Source organism: Cupriavidus pauculus, from assembly GCF_008693385.1.
GTDB lineage: Bacteria > Pseudomonadota > Gammaproteobacteria > Burkholderiales > Burkholderiaceae > Cupriavidus > Cupriavidus pauculus_D.
Genome location: NZ_CP044065.1, coordinates 2,748,093 through 2,766,788, shown reverse-complemented (window position 1 = coordinate 2,766,788; position 18,696 = coordinate 2,748,093). Strand labels below are relative to the sequence as shown.

Genomic DNA, 18,696 nt, shown 5'->3' with positions numbered 1-18,696 from the left:
CTCAGCCTTTCAACGCCTGCTCCACGGCCCGGCTCGCCAGCACCGGAATCAGATGCGCGCGATACTCGGCCGAGGCATGCAGGTCCGTGCCGAGCCCGGACGGGTCCATGCGCACGGCGCGCGCCGCGGCGGGCGTGAACGACGTGCTCAGCGCCTGCTCGAGCGCGGGCGCGCGGAATACCGAGTCGGCCGCGCCGGTCACGGCCACGCGCACGGTCCTGCCGCACCGCGAGACCATCACGCCGACGAGCGCGAACCGCGACGCCGGATTGCGGAATTTCACATAGGCGGCCTGATCGGGCTGCGGAAAGCGCACCGCGGTGATCAGTTCGTCGGGCGCGAGCGCCGTCTCGAACAGGCCCTTGAAGAAATTGTCCGCCGCGATATTGCGCCGGTCCGTCACGATGATCGCATTGAGCGCGAGCACCGCGGCCGGATAGTCCGCGGCCGGATCGTCATTGGCCAGCGAGCCGCCGAGCGTGCCCATCGCGCGGACCTGCCGGTCCCCGATCTCGCCGGCCAGGCGCGCGAGCGAGGGAATGCGCCGCATGACCTCGGGGTTCGTGGCCACGTCGGCATGGCGTGCGGCGGCGCCGATGACAAGTTCGTCGCCCTCCATGCGGATACTGGCGAGCCCCGGAATGCGCGTGACGTCGATCAGCGTGGAAGGGGCCGCGAGGCGCAGCTTCATCGAGGCGAGCAGGCTTTGCCCGCCGCCGAGAAAGCGCGCATCGGCGTCTGCCTTGACCATGCCCACAGCGGCCTTGGCGTCGGCCGCGCGTTCGTACTGGAATGCGTACATGTCGTGCTCCTCTGGCTCAGACGGTGGGAGTGCCGCCATGGTTGGCCTGCTGCATCGCCTGCTGCATCGCTTGCCAGACGCGGTGCGGGGTCGCGGGCATCTGCACGTCGCGCACGCCGAGCGGCGCGAGCGCATCGACGAGCGCATTGATGAACGCGGGCGGCGAACCGATCGCGCCGGCCTCGCCGCACCCCTTCACGCCGAGCGGGTTGTGCGTGCACGGCGTGCCCTTGGCGGTCTCCACGGTGAACTCGGGCAGATCGCCCGCGCGCGGCATCGCGTAGTCCATGTACGAACCCGTGAGCAACTGGCCGCTGTCCTCGTCGTACACGCACTGCTCGAGCATCGCCTGGCCCAGGCCCTGCCCGATGCCGCCGTGGACCTGGCCCTCGACGATCATCGGGTTGATCACGTTGCCGAAGTCGTCCACCGCGGTAAAGCGCATCACCTGCGATTCGCCGGTGTCGGGATCGACTTCCACCTCGCAGATATACGCGCCCGACGGATAGGTGAAGTTGGTCGGATCGTAGAACGCGTTCTCGTTGAGCCCCGGCTCGAGCTTGTCGAGCGGATAGTTGTGCGGCACGTACGCGGTCAGCGCGACTTCGCCGAACGTCTTCGTGCGATCGGTGCCGGCCACGCGGAACACGCCGTCGCTGAACTCGATATCGGCGTCCGACGCTTCCAGCAGATGCGCGGCAATCTTCTTGGCCTTGGCCTCCACCTTGTCGAGCGCCTTCATGATCGCGGAACCGCCGACCGCGAGCGAGCGCGAGCCATAGGTGCCCATGCCGAAGGGCACGCGTCCGGTATCGCCGTGCACGATCTCCACGGACTCGAGCGCGATGCCGAGCCGGTCCGCGACGATCTGCGCGAACGTGGTCTCATGTCCCTGACCGTGGCTGTGCGATCCCGTGAACACGGTCACGGTGCCCGTGGGATGCACGCGGATCTCGCCCACTTCGAACAGGCCCGCGCGCGCGCCGAGCGCCCCCGCGATGTTCGACGGCGCCAGCCCGCACGCCTCGATGTAGCACGAGTACCCGAGTCCGCGCAGCTTGCCGCGCTGCTTCGAGGCTTCGCGCCGCGCGGGAAAGCCGGCCACGTCGGCCAGCGCCTGCGCGCGCGCGAGGCAGGGCTCGTAGTCGCCCGTGTCGTAGGTCAGCCCGACGGGGGTCGCATACGGGAAGTCGCGGATAAAGTTCTTGCGCCGCAGTTCGGCCGGGTCCATGCCGAGTTCGCGCGCGGCCGTTTCCACGAGGCGCTCGACCACATAGGTCGCCTCGGGACGCCCGGCGCCGCGGTATGCATCGACGGGCGCGGTGTTGGTGAACACCGCGTGCACCTCGGCGTAGATCGCCGGTGTCGCGTATTGCCCGGCCAGCAGCGTCGCGTACAGGATCGTCGGCACGCTGCTCGCGAACGTGGACAGATACGCGCCCATGTTCGCCACGGTGTGCACGCGCATGGCCAGGAAGCGGCCATCGGCGTCCATCGCCAGCTCGGCGCGGGTCACGTGGTCGCGGCCGTGCGCGTCGGTCAGGAACGACTCGGACCGGTCGGCCGTCCATTTGACGGGGCGGCCGATCTTCTTCGACGCCCATGTCAGCGCCACGTCTTCCGGATACAGGAAGATCTTCGACCCGAAGCCGCCGCCGACGTCGGGCGCGATGATGCGCAGCCGCGACTCGGGCAGCCCCAGCACGAACGCGCCCATCAGCAGCCGCTCGACGTGCGGGTTCTGGTTGGCCACGTACACGGTATAGCTGTCGTCGCGGCGCTCGTAGCTCGCATTGACCGCGCGCGGCTCGATCGCGTTCGGAATCAGCCGGTTGTTGACGATCTCCAGCGTGGTCACGTGCGCGGCCTTCGCGAACGCGGCATCGGTGGCCGCCTTGTCGCCATGGCCCCACGTGTAGCAGGTGTTGGCGGGCACATCGTCGTGGACCAGCGTGGCGGATTGCGCGGCGGCGGCCGGCGCGACCACCGCGGGCAGCGTCTCGTAATCGACGTCGACCTTCTCGGCCGCGTCGCGCGCCTGCTGGAGCGTCTCGGCGATGACCACCGCCACCTGGTCGCCCACGTGGCGCGCCTTGCCGTGCGCGAGCGCGGGGTGCGGCGGCTCCTTCATCGGCGTGCCGTCGATGCTGTGGATCAGCCAGCCGCAGGGCAGGCCGCCGACCTTGTCGGCCGCCATGTCCTCGCCCGTCAGCACGGCGATGACGCCAGGGGCGGCCAGCGCTTCGGCGGTGTCGATCGACCGGATGCGCGCATGCGCGTGCGGCGACCGCACGAAGCACGCGTAGCTCTGGTGCGCGAGCACGATGTCGTCGGTGTACTGGCCGTTGCCGGTGAGGAAGCGATAGTCTTCCTTCCGGCGGACCGGCGTGCCGATCAGCGGATGTCTTTCGGGTGCGTTCATGGCGTCGCTCCTCTCATTCCGCCGCGACCGGCGCCTGCATCATCGCCTGTCCCTGCTGCACCGCGCGCACGATGTTGTGATAACCCGTGCAGCGGCACAGATTCCCGTCGAGCTGCTCGCGAATGGCTTCCGCATCGGCGTTGGGCTGCTCGCGCAGCAGCGCGGTGGCCGCCATGACCATGCCTGGCGTGCAGAAGCCGCATTGCAGGCCGTGGCATTCGCGGAACGCTTCCTGCATCGGATGCAGTTCGCCATGGTCCGACAAGCCCTCGATGGTCGTCACCTGCATGCCGTCCGCCTGCACGGCCAGCAGATTGCAGGACTTGACCGCGCGGCCGTCCAGATGGACCGTGCACGCGCCGCACTGGGCCGTGTCGCAACCCACATGGGTACCGGTCAGGCGCAGGGTGTCGCGGAGGAACTGGACGAGGAGGGTGTGAGGTTCGACCTGCGCGTCGATGGGCTTGCCATTGACCGTCAGGCGGATCGGAATCGCCATGCTTGTCTCCATGTGGGTGACGCGCATGGCCAATACCGGCATCCCGAACACACTGACTGCGCGGGACTGGCCACGACGCTGTGCTGCCGCTTGGTTGCTACGGCTATTTCGTGATATTGGTGCTTGCCGGGTGATGAGCGGTGAACGTTTGACCGCAACTGGCTCTAACAGTTAATCACAAAAAGCACGGTATCGCCATGTGGGTAACCCGCTCATGGAGACCGGCATTGCATTCATGGAAGCGTTCCTCGATTCGCTGCTCGGCATGGTCGCCCTCCCGAAGGTGGGGCTGCCGGCAATCTTCGTGGTCAGCCTGGTCTCGGCCACGCTGCTGCCGCTGGGCTCCGAGCCCGCGGTGTTCGGCTATATCAAGCTGAACCCCGATATGTTCTGGCCCGCGATCCTCGTCGCGACGGCCGGCAACACGGTCGGGGGTGCCATCGACTGGTGGCTCGGCTACTGGGCCAAGCTCGCGCTCGTGCGCTACCACCTGCGCCGCCAGCATCGCGAGCACGAGGTCGAGCACGCCCAGCACCGGCGGCATCCCCGCAAGCCGCGCAAGCCGGCCCTCGATGCGAAATACTTCCGCTGGATGCGCCGGCTCGGCCCGCCCACGCTGCTGCTGTCGTGGCTGCCGATCGTTGGTGATCCATTGTGCACATTGGCGGGATGGCTGCGGCTGTCGTTCTGGCCGAGCCTCGCCTACATGGCCATTGGCAAGTTTCTGCGTTACCTGGCCATGACGGCCAGCCTGCTCTGGATACCGGACAGCTTCTGGCACAGCATCGGCGCGACCCTCAAGGGCTGGTTCTGACCCACCCGAATGCCCCTTGCTGCAGTGCGGGATAAGGAGCAGCAACCGCCCCAACAAGGGGCGGAGGGAGGGGGCTTGCAGTACAATCGCGCTTCAATGAATAAATGCGCACTGTCCCCGTGCGCCCGCAGGAAGCGGTCCCGCCATGAACGCCCCACTCGTGCTAGATGCCAAGCTCGCCGCGCAGGACGCCGCTCCGCGCCTGCGAGAGATTCCCTACAACTACACGTCTTTTTCCGACCGCGAGATCGTCATTCGCCTGCTCGGCGAGGAAGCCTGGCGCATTCTTGACGAGCTCCGGAGCGAGCGCCGCACGGGCCGGTCGGCCCGGATGCTGTACGAGGTGCTGGGCGATATCTGGGTCGTGCGCCGCAACCCGTATCTGCAGGACGACCTGCTCGAGAACCCGAAGCGCCGCCAGATGCTGGTGGGCGCGCTGCATCATCGCCTGGGCGAGATCGAGAAGCGCCGCGCCGCGGACCGTGCCGAGCACGCCGAGCCGGCCGCCGAGGACCGTTCGCACCGCGTGGAGCAGCTGGTCTCGTTCGCGCGCCAGGCCATCGAGTCGTTCCAGCAGGAATTCGCCGATGCCTACGAGCTGCGCAAGCGCGCGCAGCGCGTGCTGGGCCGCGTCACGGAGAAGGACAACATCAAGTTCGATGGCCTGTCGCGCGTCTCGCACGTGACCGACGCCACCGACTGGCGCGTGGAGTATCCGTTCGTCGTGCTCACGCCCGACAGCGAGGAAGAGATCGCCGGCCTGGTCAAGGGCTGCTTCGAACTCGGCCTGACCATCATCCCGCGCGGGGGCGGCACCGGTTACACGGGCGGCGCGGTCCCGCTGACGCCGTTCTCGGCGGTCATCAACACGGAAAAGCTCGAGCAGCTGGGACCGGTCGAGCAGACCGATCTGCCGGGCGTGGCGCACAAGGTGGCGACGATCTTCTCGGGCGCGGGCGTGGTCACGCGCCGCGTCGCCGATGCCGCCGACAAGGCCGGCCTCGTGTTCGCGGTGGACCCGACGTCGATCGATGCGTCGTGCATCGGCGGTAACGTCGCGATGAACGCGGGCGGCAAGAAGGCCGTGCTGTGGGGCACGGCGCTCGACAATCTCGCGTGGTGGCGCATGGTGGATCCCGAGGGCAACTGGCTCGAGATCACGCGCATGGACCACAACCTCGGCAAGATCCACGACGTGCCGGTGGCCACGTTCCAGCTGCAATGGTCGGACGGCAATCGCGCGCCGGGCGAAAAGGTGCTGCGCACCGAGACGCTCGCGATCGAAGGCCGCAAGTTCCGCAAGGAAGGCCTCGGCAAGGACGTGACCGACAAGTTCCTGGCCGGCCTGCCCGGCGTGCAGAAGGAAGGCTGCGACGGCATCATCACGAGCGCGCGCTGGATCCTGCATCGCATGCCCAGGCATATCCGCACGGTTTGCCTGGAGTTCTTCGGCCAGCCGCGCGACGCCATTCCGAGCATCGTCGAGATCAAGGACTTCCTCGACGCCGAATCGAAGCGCGAGGGCGGTGCGGTGCTCGCGGGCCTGGAGCATCTGGACGAGCGCTATCTGCGCGCGGTGGGTTATGCCACCAAGAGCAAGCGCAATGCGTTCCCGAAGATGGTCCTCATCGGCGATATCGTCGGCGACGACGAAGACTCCGTGGCGCGCGCCACGTCGGAAGTCATCCGCATGGCCAACGGCAAGAGCGGCGAAGGCTTCGTCGCGGTCAGCCCCGAGGCCCGCAAGAAATTCTGGCTCGACCGTTCGCGCACGGCCGCCATCGCGCGCCATACCAACGCGTTCAAGATCAACGAGGACGTCGTGATTCCGCTGCCGCGCATGGGCGAATACACGGACGGCATCGAACGCATCAATATCGAACTGTCGATCAAGAACAAGCTCAAGCTCACCGACGAGCTCGAGCAGTTCTTCGCGCGCGGCAACCTGCCGCTGGGCCGCAGCGACGACGCCAACGAGATTCCGAGCGCGGAGCTGCTCGAGGACCGCGTGCAGCATGCGCTGACGCTGCTGCGCGAGATCCGCGCGCGCTGGCTGTATCTGCAGGACCATATGGACACGCCGCTCGGCGAGGCACGCGCCTCGCTGATCGGTCACGGCCTCGGCCTGCTCGGGCCGGCGTTCGAGCAGCGCCTGGCGCAGCAGCCGGACGCCACCGTGTTCCATCTGCTGCAGGACCGTACTATCCGCGTGTCGTGGAAGGGCGAGATCCGCGCCGAACTGCGCAAGATCTTCAACGGCGGCGAATTCAAGCCGATCCTCGACGAGGCGCAGAAGATCCACAAGCAGGTGCTGCGCGGCCGCGTCTTCGTGGCGCTGCACATGCACGCCGGCGATGGCAACGTGCACACGAACCTGCCCGTCAACTCGGACGACTACGACATGCTGCAGGACGCGCACCGCGCGGTGGCCCGCATCATGGCGCTCGCGCGTTCGCTGGACGGCGTGATCTCGGGCGAGCACGGCATCGGCATCACCAAGCTCGAATTCCTGACCGAGGACGAGATCGGCGACTTCCGCGCGTACAAGCAGCGCGTCGACCCGCAGGGCCGCTTCAACAAGGGCAAGCTGCTGCCGGGCGCGGACCTGCGCAACGCGTACACGCCGTCGTTCGGCCTGATGGGACACGAGTCCATCATCATGCAGCAGAGCGACATCGGCGCGATTGCGGAGAGCGTGAAGGACTGCCTGCGCTGCGGCAAGTGCAAGCCCGTGTGCGCCACGCACGTGCCGCGCGCGAACCTGCTGTACAGCCCGCGCAACAAGATTCTCGCCACGTCGCTGCTGATCGAAGCGTTCCTGTACGAGGAACAGACGCGCCGCGGCGTGTCGATCAAGCACTGGGACGAGTTCTCGGACGTCGCCGACCATTGCACGGTGTGCCACAAGTGCGTGACGCCGTGCCCGGTCAAGATCGACTTCGGCGACGTGTCGATGAACATGCGCAACCTGCTGCGCAAGATGGGCCAGAAGAAGTTCAACCCCGGCACCGCGGCGTCGATGTTCTTCCTGAACGCGACCAACCCGCAGACCATCAACCTGACGCGCTCGGCGATGATCGGGCTCGGCTACAAGGCGCAGCGCCTCGGCAACGAGGTGCTCAAGAAGTTCGCGCGCAAGCAGACCCAGCATCCGCCCGCGACGGTCGGCAAGCCGCCCGTGCAGGAACAGGTGATCCACTTCATCAACAAGAAGATGCCGGGCAACCTGCCCAAGAAGACCGCGCGCGCGCTGCTCGACATCGAAGACAACGAGATCGTGCCGATCATCCGCAATCCGAAGACCACGTCGTCGGACACGGAAGCGGTGTTCTACTTCCCGGGCTGCGGCTCGGAGCGGCTGTTCTCGCAGGTGGGGCTGGCCACGCAGGCCATGCTGTGGCACGTCGGTGTGCAGACCGTGCTGCCGCCGGGCTATCTGTGCTGCGGCTATCCTCAGCGCGGCGCCGGCCAGTTCGACAAGGCCGAGAAGATGGTCAGCGACAACCGCGTGCTGTTCCACCGCGTGGCCAATACGCTCAACTACCTCGACATCAAGACCGTCGTGGTGAGCTGCGGCACCTGCTACGACCAGCTGGCGGGGTATGAATTCGACAAGATCTTCCCGGGCTGCCGCATCATCGACATCCACGAGTATCTGCTCGAGAAGGGCGTGAAGCTCGAGGGCGTCACCGGTACGCGCTACATGTACCACGACCCGTGCCATACGCCGATCAAGACGATGGACCCGACCAAGCTCGTCAACGAGCTGATGGGCGGCAACGACGGCGGCGGCAAGATCGAGAAGAACGACCGCTGCTGCGGCGAGTCCGGCACGCTCGCGGTCACGCGTCCCGACGTGTCCACGCAGATCCGCTTCCGCAAGGAAGAAGAGATGCGCAAGGGCGCGGACAAGCTGCGCACCGAGGGTTTCGGCGGCGACGTCAAGATCCTCACGAGCTGCCCGTCGTGCCTGCAGGGGCTGTCGCGCTACAACGAGGACGCCTCGGTCACCGCCGACTATATCGTGGTGGAGATGGCCAAGTACGTGCTGGGCGAGAACTGGCTGCCCGAGTATGTGCAACGCGCCAACGCGGGCGGTATCGAGCGCGTGCTCGTATAACGCAAGGCTGGTCCGGCTTCCATGACCCATTCCCACGCTCCCGCCCAGACCCGTGTGCCGAACTGCCCCCTGTGCGAAGCCGATGGCGGCGAGCTGGTCTGGATGGGGGACCGCGCCCGGCTGATCCTCGTCGAGCATGACCGCTTCCCGGGGTTCTGCCGCATCGTGTGGAACGACCACGTGGCCGAGCTGTCCGATCTGGACGACGCCGACCAGGCATGGCTGATGCGCCTGGTCGCGCGCGTGGAGCGCGTGGTGCGCGAGGTGATGACGCCGGACAAGGTCAACCTGGCCGCGTTCGGCAACATGGTGCCGCATCTGCACTGGCACATCATTCCGCGCTATCGCTGGGACACGCACTTCCCGGAAGCCATCTGGGCCGCGCCACAACGCGCGGCCGATGCCGCGCGCGTGGCCGAGCTCGCCAGCCGGCTGCCCGCGCTGCGCATCGCGCTGTCGATTCCCGACGCCGAAGACTGACCGCTTTCGGGGGCGACCCCGGGCGCGGCGGCATTAAGCGCATTTTAAGTAATCGCGGTTAAGGTGACCTTGCTGGCCGCGAGCTGTCACACTCCCGGATCGCACGACTCCACGAACAACAACGAGGCTTGCCCGCTCATGTCGAACGTCACGCCACAGGTCACGCCCTCCTCGGCCACCGTGCCGGGTCCGGCCGTTCCCGTCCAGGCCCTCAGGAACCAGAGCCGGCTGCGGCTCGCGGCCACCTGGGAACTCATCAAGCCGTACTGGAAGTCCGAGGACCGCAAGGCGGGCCTGGGCCTGCTGGCACTGGTCGTCGCGCTGAACCTGGCCATCGTCTATATCAACGTGCTGCTCAACGAGTGGAACCGCGTGTTCTACAACGCGCTGGAGCAGCGTGACTTCGTCTCGTTCAAGACGCTGCTGGTGCGATTCTCGTGGATCGCCGGCTGCTTCATCGTGCTGGCGATCTCGCGGCAGTACTACCAGATGATGCTGCAGATGCGGTGGCGGACATGGATGACGGGCACGTTCATGGAGCGATGGCTCGGGCATCAGGCGTACTACCGCATCGAGCAGACGCATTCGACCGACAACCCCGACCAGCGTATCGCCGACGACCTGCGCCAGTTCACCGACGGCGCGCTGACGCTGTCGATGGGCCTGCTGAACTCCGTGGTCACGCTGATCTCGTTCGTCGGCATCCTGTGGGCCGTCTCGGGTCCGATCACGCTCGCGCTCGGCGGCACGCCGGTCGAGATTCCCGGCTACATGGTCTGGTTCGCGGTCGGATACGCGGTGATCGGCTCGGTGATCGCGCACTTCGTCGGCCGCCCGCTGATCGGCCTGTCGTTCCAGCAGGAACAGTACGAAGCAAACTTCCGTTTCATGCTCGTGCGCCTGCGCGAGAACAGCGAGCCCGTGGCGCTGTACAAGGGCGAGCCGACCGAGCAGGCCGGGCTGCGCGCGCGTTTCGAGCGCATTCGCGCGAACTGGAATCAACTGATGCGCTATACGCGGCGCCTGACGTTCGTGACGTCGGGCTATGCGCAGTTCGCGATCATCTTCCCGATCCTCGTCGCGGCGCCGCGCTACTTCGCCAACAAGCTCACGCTCGGCGGCCTGATGCAGATCGGTTCCGCGTTCGGCCAGGTGCAGGGCGCGCTGTCGTGGTTCGTCGATAGTTACGCGACGCTGGTCGGCTGGAAGGCCGCCGCCAACCGTCTGATCGATTTCCAGGACGCGATCCGGCTGGCCGAGCGCGAGGAGGCCGGCCCGCACGGCCGCCAGGACATCGAGGTCGTGGACGGGCAGGGCGATGCCATGACGGTGGACCAGCTTGCGCTCGCGCTGCCCGTGCGCGGCGGCGTCAGCGTCGACGAGGAAGGCATCGGTCCGGTGTCGCACCCGCCCGAGCGCCCGCTCGTGGCGCCGTTCTCGCTGACCATCGGCCGCGGCGAGCGCTGGCTCGTGAGCGGGCCGTCCGGCTGCGGCAAGAGCGTGCTGTTCCGCGCGCTCGCGGGCATCTGGCCCTACGGCAGCGGCCGCGTGACGCGTCCCGGCGCGCGCATGCTGTTCCTGCCGCAGCGCAGCTATCTGCCCATCGGCACGCTCGCGGACGCGCTCTCGTACCCCGATGCGGGCACCGTCCACGACCGCGAGACGCTGCGCCGCGTGCTGCGCGACGCGCGGCTGGCCATGCTGGCCGACCACCTGGACACGTTCGACAACTGGTCGCTGCGGCTGTCGCCGGGCGAACAGCAGCGCCTCGCCTTCGCGCGCGCGCTGCTGCAGAAACCCGATTACCTGTTCCTGGACGAGGCCACGAGCGCGCTCGACGAGGAGACCGAAAGTGCGATGTACCGCCTGATGGTGGATACGCTGCCTGACGCGGCCATCGTCAGCATCGCGCACCGCAGCACGGTGGCGGCATTCCACGACCGGCGCCTGCGCTATGTGCCGGTCGATGGCGCGGCCGACTACCGCGCGGGGCGCGACGAGAGCGGTGCGGGCCCCCGGGATGGGCAAGCCATTGGGGGTGGAGTAAGCTATCAGGTCGTACAGGAGGCATGACCCCATCTATGGCTGGCCTAGAGAAAGATACCCCGCACCCCACCGCGCTGACGGTCCACACGCAGTCGCGCGTCCTCGAAATCGGCTTCGACAACGGCCGCACCTACCGGCTGCCGTTCGAACTGCTGCGCGTCTGCTCGCCCTCGGCCGAAGTGCAGGGCCACGGTCCGGGGCAGGAAACGCTGCAGACCGGCAAGCGCGATGTCGGTATCTCCGCCGTGGAGCCCGTGGGCAACTACGCGATCCTGATCCGCTTCGACGACGGCCACGAGACCGGCATCTACTCGTGGGAGCTGCTGCACCGCCTCGGCGACCAGCAGGACACCGTGTGGAACGATTACCTGAAGCGCCTCGAGGCCGCCGGCCTCGACCGCGATGCGCCGATGGCCGCGCCGGGCGGCCACGCCTGTGGCCATCATCATTGAATAGCAGGAGTTCTGGAACATGAGCGAGACCCACTTCGGGTTTGAGAAGGTCGAGGAGACGGAGAAGGCCGGCAAGGTCGCGGGCGTCTTCCATTCGGTGGCCAGCAAGTACGACGTGATGAACGACCTGATGTCGGGCGGCATGCACCGGCTCTGGAAGATGTTCACGATCGGGCAGGCCAACGTGCGGCCCGGCCAGAAGGTGCTGGACATCGCCGGCGGCACGGGCGACCTCGCGCGCGCGTTCGCCAAGGCGGCGGGCCCGACCGGCCAGGTCTGGCTCACCGACATCAACGAGTCGATGCTGCGCGTGGGCCGCGACCGCCTGCTGGACAAGGGCGTGGTGACGCCGGTGGCGTTGTGCGATGCGGAAAAGATTCCGTTCCCGGACAACTACTTCGATGTGGTGACGGTGGCGTTCGGCCTCCGCAACATGACCCACAAGGACCGCGCCATCGCCGAGATGCGGCGTGTGACCAAGCCGGGCGGCAAGGTCATGGTGCTCGAGTTCTCCAAGGTATGGAAACCGCTCGAGAAGGCCTACGATGTCTACTCGTTCAAGGTGCTCCCATGGCTCGGCGAGCGCGTGGCAGGGGATGCCCCTAGCTATCGCTACCTCGCCGAATCGATCAGAATGCATCCAGACCAGGCTTCGCTTGTACGCTTAATGGAACAAGCTGGCCTGGAACAGGTCGAATACTTCAATCTGACGGCCGGAGTGGTGGCGCTCCACGTCGGGCGAAAGTACTAACTCGCCATGCATGGTCATTGAAAAGACGGGGCAACGGCCTCAGTTATATGAACAATGACCGGATCTGACAGGGGATCACAACATATGTCTACTTTTCGCGGAAAGTTCCTTGCCGCGTCGCTGATCATGACGCTGGCGCTAGGGGTCGCGCTGGACGCCGAAGCCAAGCGGCTTGGCGGATCGCGCAGTGTGGGCAAGCAATCGTCGCAGGTGACGCAGCAGCGCCAGCAGGCGCCGCAGACGCCGCCGGCGCAGCAGGGCGCGCCCGCGCAGCAGGCGGCACCGGCCACGGCAGGCGCCGCGGCGGGCGGCGCGGCAGCCGCCGCGCCCAAGCGCAACTGGGGCGGCATGCTCGGCGGCCTGGCCGCCGGTCTGGGCCTGGGCTACCTGCTTTCGCACTTCGGTCTGGGCGAAGCGATGGCCGGCTTCCTCGGTAACCTGATCATCATCGCGCTGATCGCGTTCGCGGCCATCTGGCTGATCCGCAAGTTCCGTGGCGGTGGCGCGCAGCGCCGCGAGCCGGCCTTCGCGGGCATGGGCAATGGGGCCGCGGGCGGTAACCGCGAGCCGGCGTTCGGTCAGCCCAAGGTGGCACAGCCCGAGGTTCGCCAGTCGGAGCCCACGTTCCGTCAGGCCGAGCAGCCCGCCGCCGGGGCCGCCGGCGCCGTCGCCGGTGTGGCGGCCGGTTCGGCCCCCCAGCAGGCCTGGGGCGTGCCGGCGGACTTCGATACCGAGAACTTCCTGCGCAATGCCAAGGTGCACTATGTGCGTCTGCAGGCCGCGTGGGATGCGGGCAACCTCGACGATATCCGCGAATTCACCACGCCGGAAATGTTCGCCGAGATCCGCATGGACCTGTCCGAGCGCGGCGCCGAGGTCAACAAGACCGACGTGGTCACGCTGGAAGCCCAGCTGCTGGGCATCGAATCGACGCCGACGCAGCATGTGGCCAGCGTGCGCTTCTCGGGCATGATCCGCGAGCGCGTGGGCGAAGCCGCCCAGCCGTTCGCCGAGGTCTGGAACCTGGCCAAGCCGGTCAACGGCGGTGGCTGGCTGCTGGCGGGCATTCAGCAGGACGCCTGATCCCGCGCCGCCTGCCGGCAAGTGATGCGGCGGGCAAGTAGCTTAGAATGGAGGCCCACGCTCGCGTGGGCCTTCTTTTTTCCGCATCTTCACGCACGCCATGAACGCTCTGCCTACTCCCCTGGCCGCGCCGGTCGTCGCCGCCCTCAATCATCTGATCGAGCAGGAACCGTGGGCCTGCGGGCTGCTGGCGCCGTTCGCGGGCCGCACGATCCGTTTCGATGCCGCGGCGTTCGCGCTGTCGCTCAAGGTCACGGCGCAGGGCGGCATCGAGCGGGCGCCCGATAGCGATTCGCCGGCCGATGCGCCCGCGGTGACGCTGCGCGTGCCGCTGCAACAGTGGCCGCTGGTCGTCGCCGATGTGGCCGAGGGCGGGCAGGCCGCCGCGATGCGCCATGTGCGCATCGATGGCGATGCCGAATTCGCCAACGTGGTCTCCACGCTGGCCCGCCATCTGCGCTGGGATGCCGCCGAGGACCTGTCGCGCGCGCTGCGCGGCGTGCTGGGCGGGTCGATCGGCGGCCCGCTGGCGGACAGCGTGGCCCAGCGCGCGGTCGATGGCGCCCGGCAGGTGCACGAGGGCGCGACCCGCGTGGGCCGCGCGCTCGTGGATAACGTGACCGAATACCTGCTGGACGAACGGCCGACGCTGGTGCGCCACACGGCGCTGGAGCAGTTTGGCGGCGACGTCTCGCGGCTGCGCGACGATCTGGCCCGGCTCGAGAAGCGGCTGGAGCGGCTCGACCGCGCGGGCCGCTGAAGCGCCGACACGTGCGTCGGCTACACTCGCTGTTTCCTGCCGCCATGCGCGGCCCGGTTTCCGGATTCCACTCCCCCGAATGACCCGCCTTCTGCGTCTCTGCAAGATCCTCTTCGTCGTGCTGTATTACGGTCTCGACGAACTCGTGCTGTCCGGCTTCAACGACCGCAAGATCAAGTTCCTCGTCCGTGTCATCACGATCGGCCGGAAACTGGAACAGCCGCGCGGCGTCCGTCTGCGACTCGCGCTGACCGCGCTGGGCCCGATCTTCGTGAAATTCGGCCAGGTCCTGTCCACGCGGCGCGACCTCATGCCGCCCGATATCGCCGACGAACTCGCGATGCTGCAGGATCAGGTGCCGCCGTTCGACTCCGCGATCGCGGTCGGGATCATCGAGCGTTCGCTGGGCAAGCCGCTCGAGCAGCTGTTCCAGAACTTCGAGCAGCAGCCGGTGGCCAGCGCGTCGATCGCGCAGGTGCACTTCGCCACGCTGCGCGGCGGCCCGAGCCATGGCCGCGAGGTTGCCGTGAAGGTGCTGCGTCCGGGCATGCTGCCCGTGATCGACAGCGATCTGGCGCTGATGCGCGACATGGCCACGTGGCTCGAGCGCGTCTGGGCCGACGGCCGTCGCCTGAAGCCGCGCGAGGTGGTCGCCGAGTTCGACAAGTACCTGCACGACGAGCTCGACCTGATGATCGAGGCCGCCAACGCGAGCCAGCTGCGCCGCAATTTCCAGGACACGAACCTGCTGCTGGTGCCCGAGGTGTTCTGGGACTGGTGCACGAGCTGCGTCTTCGTGATGGAGCGCATGCACGGCATTCCGATCTCGCGCACGGAAGCGCTCCGGGCCGCCGGCGTCGATATGCACAAGCTGGCCGAGGAGGGCGTGGAGATCTTCTTCACGCAGGTGTTCCGCGACGGCTTTTTCCACGCGGACATGCACCCCGGCAATATCCTCGTGTCGGTGGCACCCGAGACGTTCGGCCGCTATATCGCGCTGGACTTCGGCATCGTCGGCGCGCTGTCCGAATTCGACAAGAACTACCTCGCGCAGAATTTCATCGCGTTCTTCCGCCGCGACTACCATCGCGTGGCGCTGCTGCACGTGGAGTCGGGCTGGGTGCCGCCCGAGACGCGCGTGGAGGAACTGGAAAGCGCGGTGCGCGCGTGCTGCGAGCCGTACTTCGACAAGCCGCTGCACCAGATCTCGCTGGGCCTCGTGCTGATGCGGCTGTTCCAGACCTCGCGGCGCTTCAACGTGGAGATCCAGCCGCAGCTGGTCCTGCTGCAGAAGACGCTGCTCAATATCGAGGGCCTCGGCCGCCAGCTCGACCCCGACCTCGACCTGTGGAAAACCGCCAAGCCGTTCCTCGAACGGTGGATGCACGAGCAGGTGGGCTGGCAGGGCGCCTGGGAGCGCATCAAGGTGGAAGCGCCGCAGTGGGCCAAGATGCTGCCGGACTTCCCGCGCCTCGCGCATCAGTTCCTGGAACGCCGCGCGTTGCACAACAATGGCGAAACGGAGAAGCTGCTGGCCATGCTCGTGGCCGAGCAGCGCCGCACCAACCGCATCTTCGCCGCCGCGCTGATGCTCGTGGGCGGCTTCATGGCCGGCGTGGTGATCATGCAGATTTTGTCCTGGGGCGGGCACCTCGGATAAAACCGCGCTGATCCCGCGGGCCATGCCGTTATAATCCGCGTTTTCAAATCGGCTACGGCACCGGCATGCTGATCTGGTTCGTCATCATCTATTGGGTCATTTCGGTCGGTATTGGCCTGTGGGCGGCGCTGCGCGTCCGCAACACCAAGGACTTCGCGGTCGCCGGCCGCAGCCTCCCGTTCTATATCGTCACCGCGACGGTCTTCGCGACGTGGTTCGGCTCCGAAACGGTGCTCGGCATTCCGGCCGTCTTCCTGCGCGAAGGGTTATCGGGCGTCGTCTCCGACCCATTCGGCTCCTCGCTGTGCCTGATCCTCGTCGGTCTGTTCTTCGCCCGGCCGCTGTACCGGATGAACCTGCTGACGATCGGCGACTACTATCACAACCGGTACGGCCGCGTGGCCGAGGTACTGACCACGCTGTGCATCGTGGTGTCGTACCTGGGCTGGGTGGCGGCGCAGATCAAGGCCCTGGGCCTGGTCTTCTTCACGGTGTCCGACGGCGCGCTGTCGCAGGAAGCCGGCATGATGATCGGCGCGGCCAGCGTGCTCGTGTACACGCTGTTCGGCGGCATGTGGGCGGTGGCGGTGACGGACTTCCTCCAGATGATCATCATCGTGGTGGGCATGCTCTATATCGGCATGGAAGTCAGCAGCCAGGCCGGCGGCGTGATGACCGTGGTGTCCCACGCGGCCGCGGCCGGCAAGTTCGAATTCCTGCCGTCGCTGGACCTGCTCCAGATCATCGGGTTTGCCGCGGCGCTGTTCACCATGATGCTCGGGTCGATTCCGCAGCAGGACGTGTTCCAGCGCGTGACCTCGTCCCGCACCGAGAAGATCGCGGGCCACGCGTCGGTGCTCGGCGGCGTGCTGTACTTCTGCTTCGCGTTCATCCCGATGTTCCTGGCCTACTCGGCCACGCTGATCGACCCCGCGATGGTGCAGAAGTACATCGACACCGATTCGCAGCTGATCCTGCCGCAGCTGATCCTGAACCACGCGCCGCTGTTCGCGCAGGTCATGTTCTTCGGCGCGCTGCTGTCCGCGATCAAGAGCTGCGCCTCGGCCACGCTGCTGGCGCCGTCGGTCACGTTCGCGGAGAACATCCTTCGCCCGTACTTCCGCCATCTGGACGACCGCAAGTTCCTGCGCGTGATGCAGGCCGTGGTGCTGGTGTTCACGACGCTGGTGACGCTGTTCGCGCTGAACTCGCACCTGTCCATCTTCCATATGGTCGAGAACGCCTACAAGGTCACGCTGGTGTCCTCGTTCGTGCCGCTGGCCTTCGGCCTGTTCTGGAAGCCTGCCACCCGCCAGGGCGGCCTGGCGTCCATTCTGCTCGGGCTCGTGTCGTGGATCGTGTGCGAGGTCGCGTTCGCCGATGCCGCAGTGCCGCCGCAACTCGTGGGCCTGATGTTCTCCCTCGGCGGGATGGTGTTCGGCTCGCTGTTGCCGCAGTGGATCGTCGACCATCCGCGCGTCGAGAAAGTGCACACCGCATAACTTTTTGTCGATCGCGGGATAACGCTCGTGTTTACCGGCTTTTCCTCGCGGCCAATACCCAGCCACGGTTTATAATCCGAGGTTTTGTTCCGCTGATTTTCAGTTTTCTCGCGAAAGAACGACCATGCCGATCTATGCCTACCGTTGCGAAGCCTGCGGCCACGGGCGCGATGTGCTGCAAAAAATGAGCGATGCGCCGCTCACGGACTGCCCGTCCTGCGGCACGGCCGGCAGCTTCAAGAAACAACTGACCGCGGCCGGGTTCCAGCTCAAGGGCTCCGGCTGGTACGTGACCGACTTCCGCGGCGGTAGCGGCGGCGCCAGCGCGCCCGCTTCGGGTTCGTCGGGCGCGCCGGCATCGGACACGTCCGCTGCCTCGTCCTCCGCCGGGTCGTCCGCCGCCTCCTCCACGCCGTCGTCCTCGTCCTCGGGCGGCGACAGCGGTGGCGCGAAACCGGCGGCGTCGTCCGGCGGCACCGCCACCTGACCGGGACCATCGTGGCCACCAAGAAGACCTCCGCCTTCAAGACCTGGTTTCTGACCGGGCTGCTCGTGCTGGTGCCGCTCGGCATCACGCTCTGGGTGCTGAACCTGATCATCGGCACGATGGATCAGAGCATGGCCCTGCTGCCGCTGTCGTGGCAGCCGGAGAACCTGTTCGGCCGCCGCATTCCGGGTCTGGGCGCGATCCTCACGCTGCTGTTCATCCTGCTCGTGGGCGTGGCCACGCATAACTTCATCGGCCAGCGCCTCGTGCGCTGGTGGGAAATGCTGCTGGGCCGCATTCCGGTGGTCGGCCCCATCTATACCAGCGTGAAGCAGGTGTCCGACACGCTGCTGTCCTCGTCGGGCAACGCGTTCCGCAAGGCGCTGCTCGTGCAGTATCCGCGCGAGGGCTCCTGGACCATCGCGTTTCTGACCGGACGGCCCGGCGGAGACGTGCAGAATCACCTTCAGGGCGAGTACGTGAGCGTTTACGTGCCGACCACGCCGAATCCGACCTCGGGCTTCTTCCTCATGATGCCCAAGGCCGATACGATCGAGCTCGACATGACCGTCGATGCCGCGCTCAAGTACATTGTCTCGATGGGCGTGGTGGCCCCGATCGACCTGCCGCGCAAGAGCGAGCAGGACGAACGCGCCGCCGTGGCCGAGGAAGCCGTGGCGGTCACGGCCGCCGTGGCAGCCGCTGCCGTGACGAGCGCGGCCGCCGGCGACGCCGAAGCGGTCACTGCCGCCGATCCCACCGATACTCATTGAATTCGAGCGGGCCGCACAGCGCCCGCGCGCAACCCGGAATTTTTC

Annotated in this window: 15 protein-coding genes; 12 read left to right on the top strand and 3 right to left on the bottom strand. The window is 67.0% G+C overall.

Translation table 11 applies throughout. The features are described 5' to 3' along the window. Window position 1: 1 nt before the first annotated feature. From FOB72_RS12680 to FOB72_RS12670, 3 genes are read right to left on the bottom strand one after another with little or no spacing between them, the layout of a single operon-like run. Window positions 2–802: an FAD binding domain-containing protein gene (locus tag FOB72_RS12680; protein ID WP_150372836.1), complete on the bottom strand. Its 801-nt coding sequence runs from the start codon at window positions 800–802 to the stop codon at window positions 2–4. A gap of 16 nt (window positions 803–818) precedes the next feature. After that, window positions 819–3,224 (bottom strand): xanthine dehydrogenase family protein molybdopterin-binding subunit, encoded by a 2,406-nt coding sequence (locus tag FOB72_RS12675; RefSeq protein ID WP_150372835.1) that lies wholly within the window; start codon window positions 3,222–3,224, stop codon window positions 819–821. 13 nt (window positions 3,225–3,237) lie between these two features. Beyond that, window positions 3,238–3,723, bottom strand: coding sequence for a (2Fe-2S)-binding protein (locus FOB72_RS12670; RefSeq protein ID WP_150372834.1), 486 nt, complete (start codon window positions 3,721–3,723; stop codon window positions 3,238–3,240). A gap of 235 nt (window positions 3,724–3,958) precedes the next feature. On the opposite strand from FOB72_RS12670, the gene FOB72_RS12665 reads away from it, so the two are divergent. The 12 genes from FOB72_RS12665 (at window position 3,959) to FOB72_RS12610 (ending at window position 18,651) form a co-directional block, all read left to right on the top strand. Then, window positions 3,959–4,537, top strand: a complete 579-nt coding sequence (locus FOB72_RS12665; protein ID WP_150373890.1) for a YqaA family protein — start codon at window positions 3,959–3,961, stop codon at window positions 4,535–4,537. Window positions 4,538–4,682: 145 nt separating this feature from the next. Then, complete coding sequence (locus FOB72_RS12660; protein ID WP_150372833.1) at window positions 4,683–8,657, top strand: DUF3683 domain-containing protein; 3,975 nt, start codon at window positions 4,683–4,685, stop codon at window positions 8,655–8,657. Window positions 8,658–8,678: 21 nt separating this feature from the next. Beyond that, the gene (locus tag FOB72_RS12655) at window positions 8,679–9,137 is read left to right on the top strand and encodes an HIT family protein (RefSeq protein WP_150372832.1); all 459 of its coding nucleotides are present in this window, start codon (window positions 8,679–8,681) and stop codon (window positions 9,135–9,137) included. Between the two features lie 138 nt (window positions 9,138–9,275). Continuing rightward, window positions 9,276–11,210, top strand: a complete 1,935-nt coding sequence (locus tag FOB72_RS12650; RefSeq protein ID WP_150372831.1) for an ABC transporter ATP-binding protein/permease — start codon at window positions 9,276–9,278, stop codon at window positions 11,208–11,210. A gap of 8 nt (window positions 11,211–11,218) precedes the next feature. Beyond that, window positions 11,219–11,635, top strand: a complete 417-nt coding sequence (locus tag FOB72_RS12645) for a gamma-butyrobetaine hydroxylase-like domain-containing protein (protein WP_150373889.1) — start codon at window positions 11,219–11,221, stop codon at window positions 11,633–11,635. 19 nt (window positions 11,636–11,654) lie between these two features. Then, window positions 11,655–12,386, top strand: a complete 732-nt coding sequence (gene ubiE / locus FOB72_RS12640) for a bifunctional demethylmenaquinone methyltransferase/2-methoxy-6-polyprenyl-1,4-benzoquinol methylase UbiE (RefSeq protein ID WP_150372830.1) — start codon at window positions 11,655–11,657, stop codon at window positions 12,384–12,386. Window positions 12,387–12,470: 84 nt separating this feature from the next. After that, on the top strand, window positions 12,471–13,469 hold the full coding sequence (locus FOB72_RS12635) for a Tim44 domain-containing protein (protein WP_150372829.1): 999 nt from the start codon (window positions 12,471–12,473) through the stop codon (window positions 13,467–13,469). 100 nt (window positions 13,470–13,569) lie between these two features. Next, window positions 13,570–14,229 (top strand): SCP2 domain-containing protein, encoded by a 660-nt coding sequence (locus FOB72_RS12630; RefSeq protein WP_150372828.1) that lies wholly within the window; start codon window positions 13,570–13,572, stop codon window positions 14,227–14,229. Between the two features lie 79 nt (window positions 14,230–14,308). Continuing rightward, window positions 14,309–15,889, top strand: coding sequence for a ubiquinone biosynthesis regulatory protein kinase UbiB (gene ubiB, locus FOB72_RS12625; protein ID WP_150372827.1), 1,581 nt, complete (start codon window positions 14,309–14,311; stop codon window positions 15,887–15,889). Window positions 15,890–15,954: 65 nt separating this feature from the next. Beyond that, window positions 15,955–17,391: a sodium:solute symporter family protein gene (locus tag FOB72_RS12620; protein WP_150372826.1), complete on the top strand. Its 1,437-nt coding sequence runs from the start codon at window positions 15,955–15,957 to the stop codon at window positions 17,389–17,391. Window positions 17,392–17,515: 124 nt separating this feature from the next. Then, complete coding sequence (locus FOB72_RS12615) at window positions 17,516–17,878, top strand: FmdB family zinc ribbon protein (protein ID WP_150372825.1); 363 nt, start codon at window positions 17,516–17,518, stop codon at window positions 17,876–17,878. 11 nt (window positions 17,879–17,889) lie between these two features. After that, the gene (locus tag FOB72_RS12610; RefSeq protein ID WP_150372824.1) at window positions 17,890–18,651 is read left to right on the top strand and encodes a DUF502 domain-containing protein; all 762 of its coding nucleotides are present in this window, start codon (window positions 17,890–17,892) and stop codon (window positions 18,649–18,651) included. Window positions 18,652–18,696: the final 45 nt, after the last annotated feature.

Bases quoted from the DNA above. Each gene is read 5' to 3' on its own strand.
- FOB72_RS12680 (WP_150372836.1), bottom strand. From the start codon at position 802: ATGTACGCATTCCAGTACGAACGCGCGGCCGACGCCAAGGCCGCTGTG.
- FOB72_RS12675 (WP_150372835.1), bottom strand. From the start codon at position 3,224: ATGAACGCACCCGAAAGACATCCGCTGATCGGCACGCCGGTCCGCCGG.
- FOB72_RS12670 (WP_150372834.1), bottom strand. From the start codon at position 3,723: ATGGCGATTCCGATCCGCCTGACGGTCAATGGCAAGCCCATCGACGCG.
- FOB72_RS12665 (WP_150373890.1), top strand. From the start codon at position 3,959: ATGGAAGCGTTCCTCGATTCGCTGCTCGGCATGGTCGCCCTCCCGAAG.
- FOB72_RS12660 (WP_150372833.1), top strand. From the start codon at position 4,683: ATGAACGCCCCACTCGTGCTAGATGCCAAGCTCGCCGCGCAGGACGCC.
- FOB72_RS12655 (WP_150372832.1), top strand. From the start codon at position 8,679: ATGACCCATTCCCACGCTCCCGCCCAGACCCGTGTGCCGAACTGCCCC.
- FOB72_RS12650 (WP_150372831.1), top strand. From the start codon at position 9,276: ATGTCGAACGTCACGCCACAGGTCACGCCCTCCTCGGCCACCGTGCCG.
- FOB72_RS12645 (WP_150373889.1), top strand. From the start codon at position 11,219: ATGGCTGGCCTAGAGAAAGATACCCCGCACCCCACCGCGCTGACGGTC.
- ubiE (WP_150372830.1), top strand. From the start codon at position 11,655: ATGAGCGAGACCCACTTCGGGTTTGAGAAGGTCGAGGAGACGGAGAAG.
- FOB72_RS12635 (WP_150372829.1), top strand. From the start codon at position 12,471: ATGTCTACTTTTCGCGGAAAGTTCCTTGCCGCGTCGCTGATCATGACG.
- FOB72_RS12630 (WP_150372828.1), top strand. From the start codon at position 13,570: ATGAACGCTCTGCCTACTCCCCTGGCCGCGCCGGTCGTCGCCGCCCTC.
- ubiB (WP_150372827.1), top strand. From the start codon at position 14,309: ATGACCCGCCTTCTGCGTCTCTGCAAGATCCTCTTCGTCGTGCTGTAT.
- FOB72_RS12620 (WP_150372826.1), top strand. From the start codon at position 15,955: ATGCTGATCTGGTTCGTCATCATCTATTGGGTCATTTCGGTCGGTATT.
- FOB72_RS12615 (WP_150372825.1), top strand. From the start codon at position 17,516: ATGCCGATCTATGCCTACCGTTGCGAAGCCTGCGGCCACGGGCGCGAT.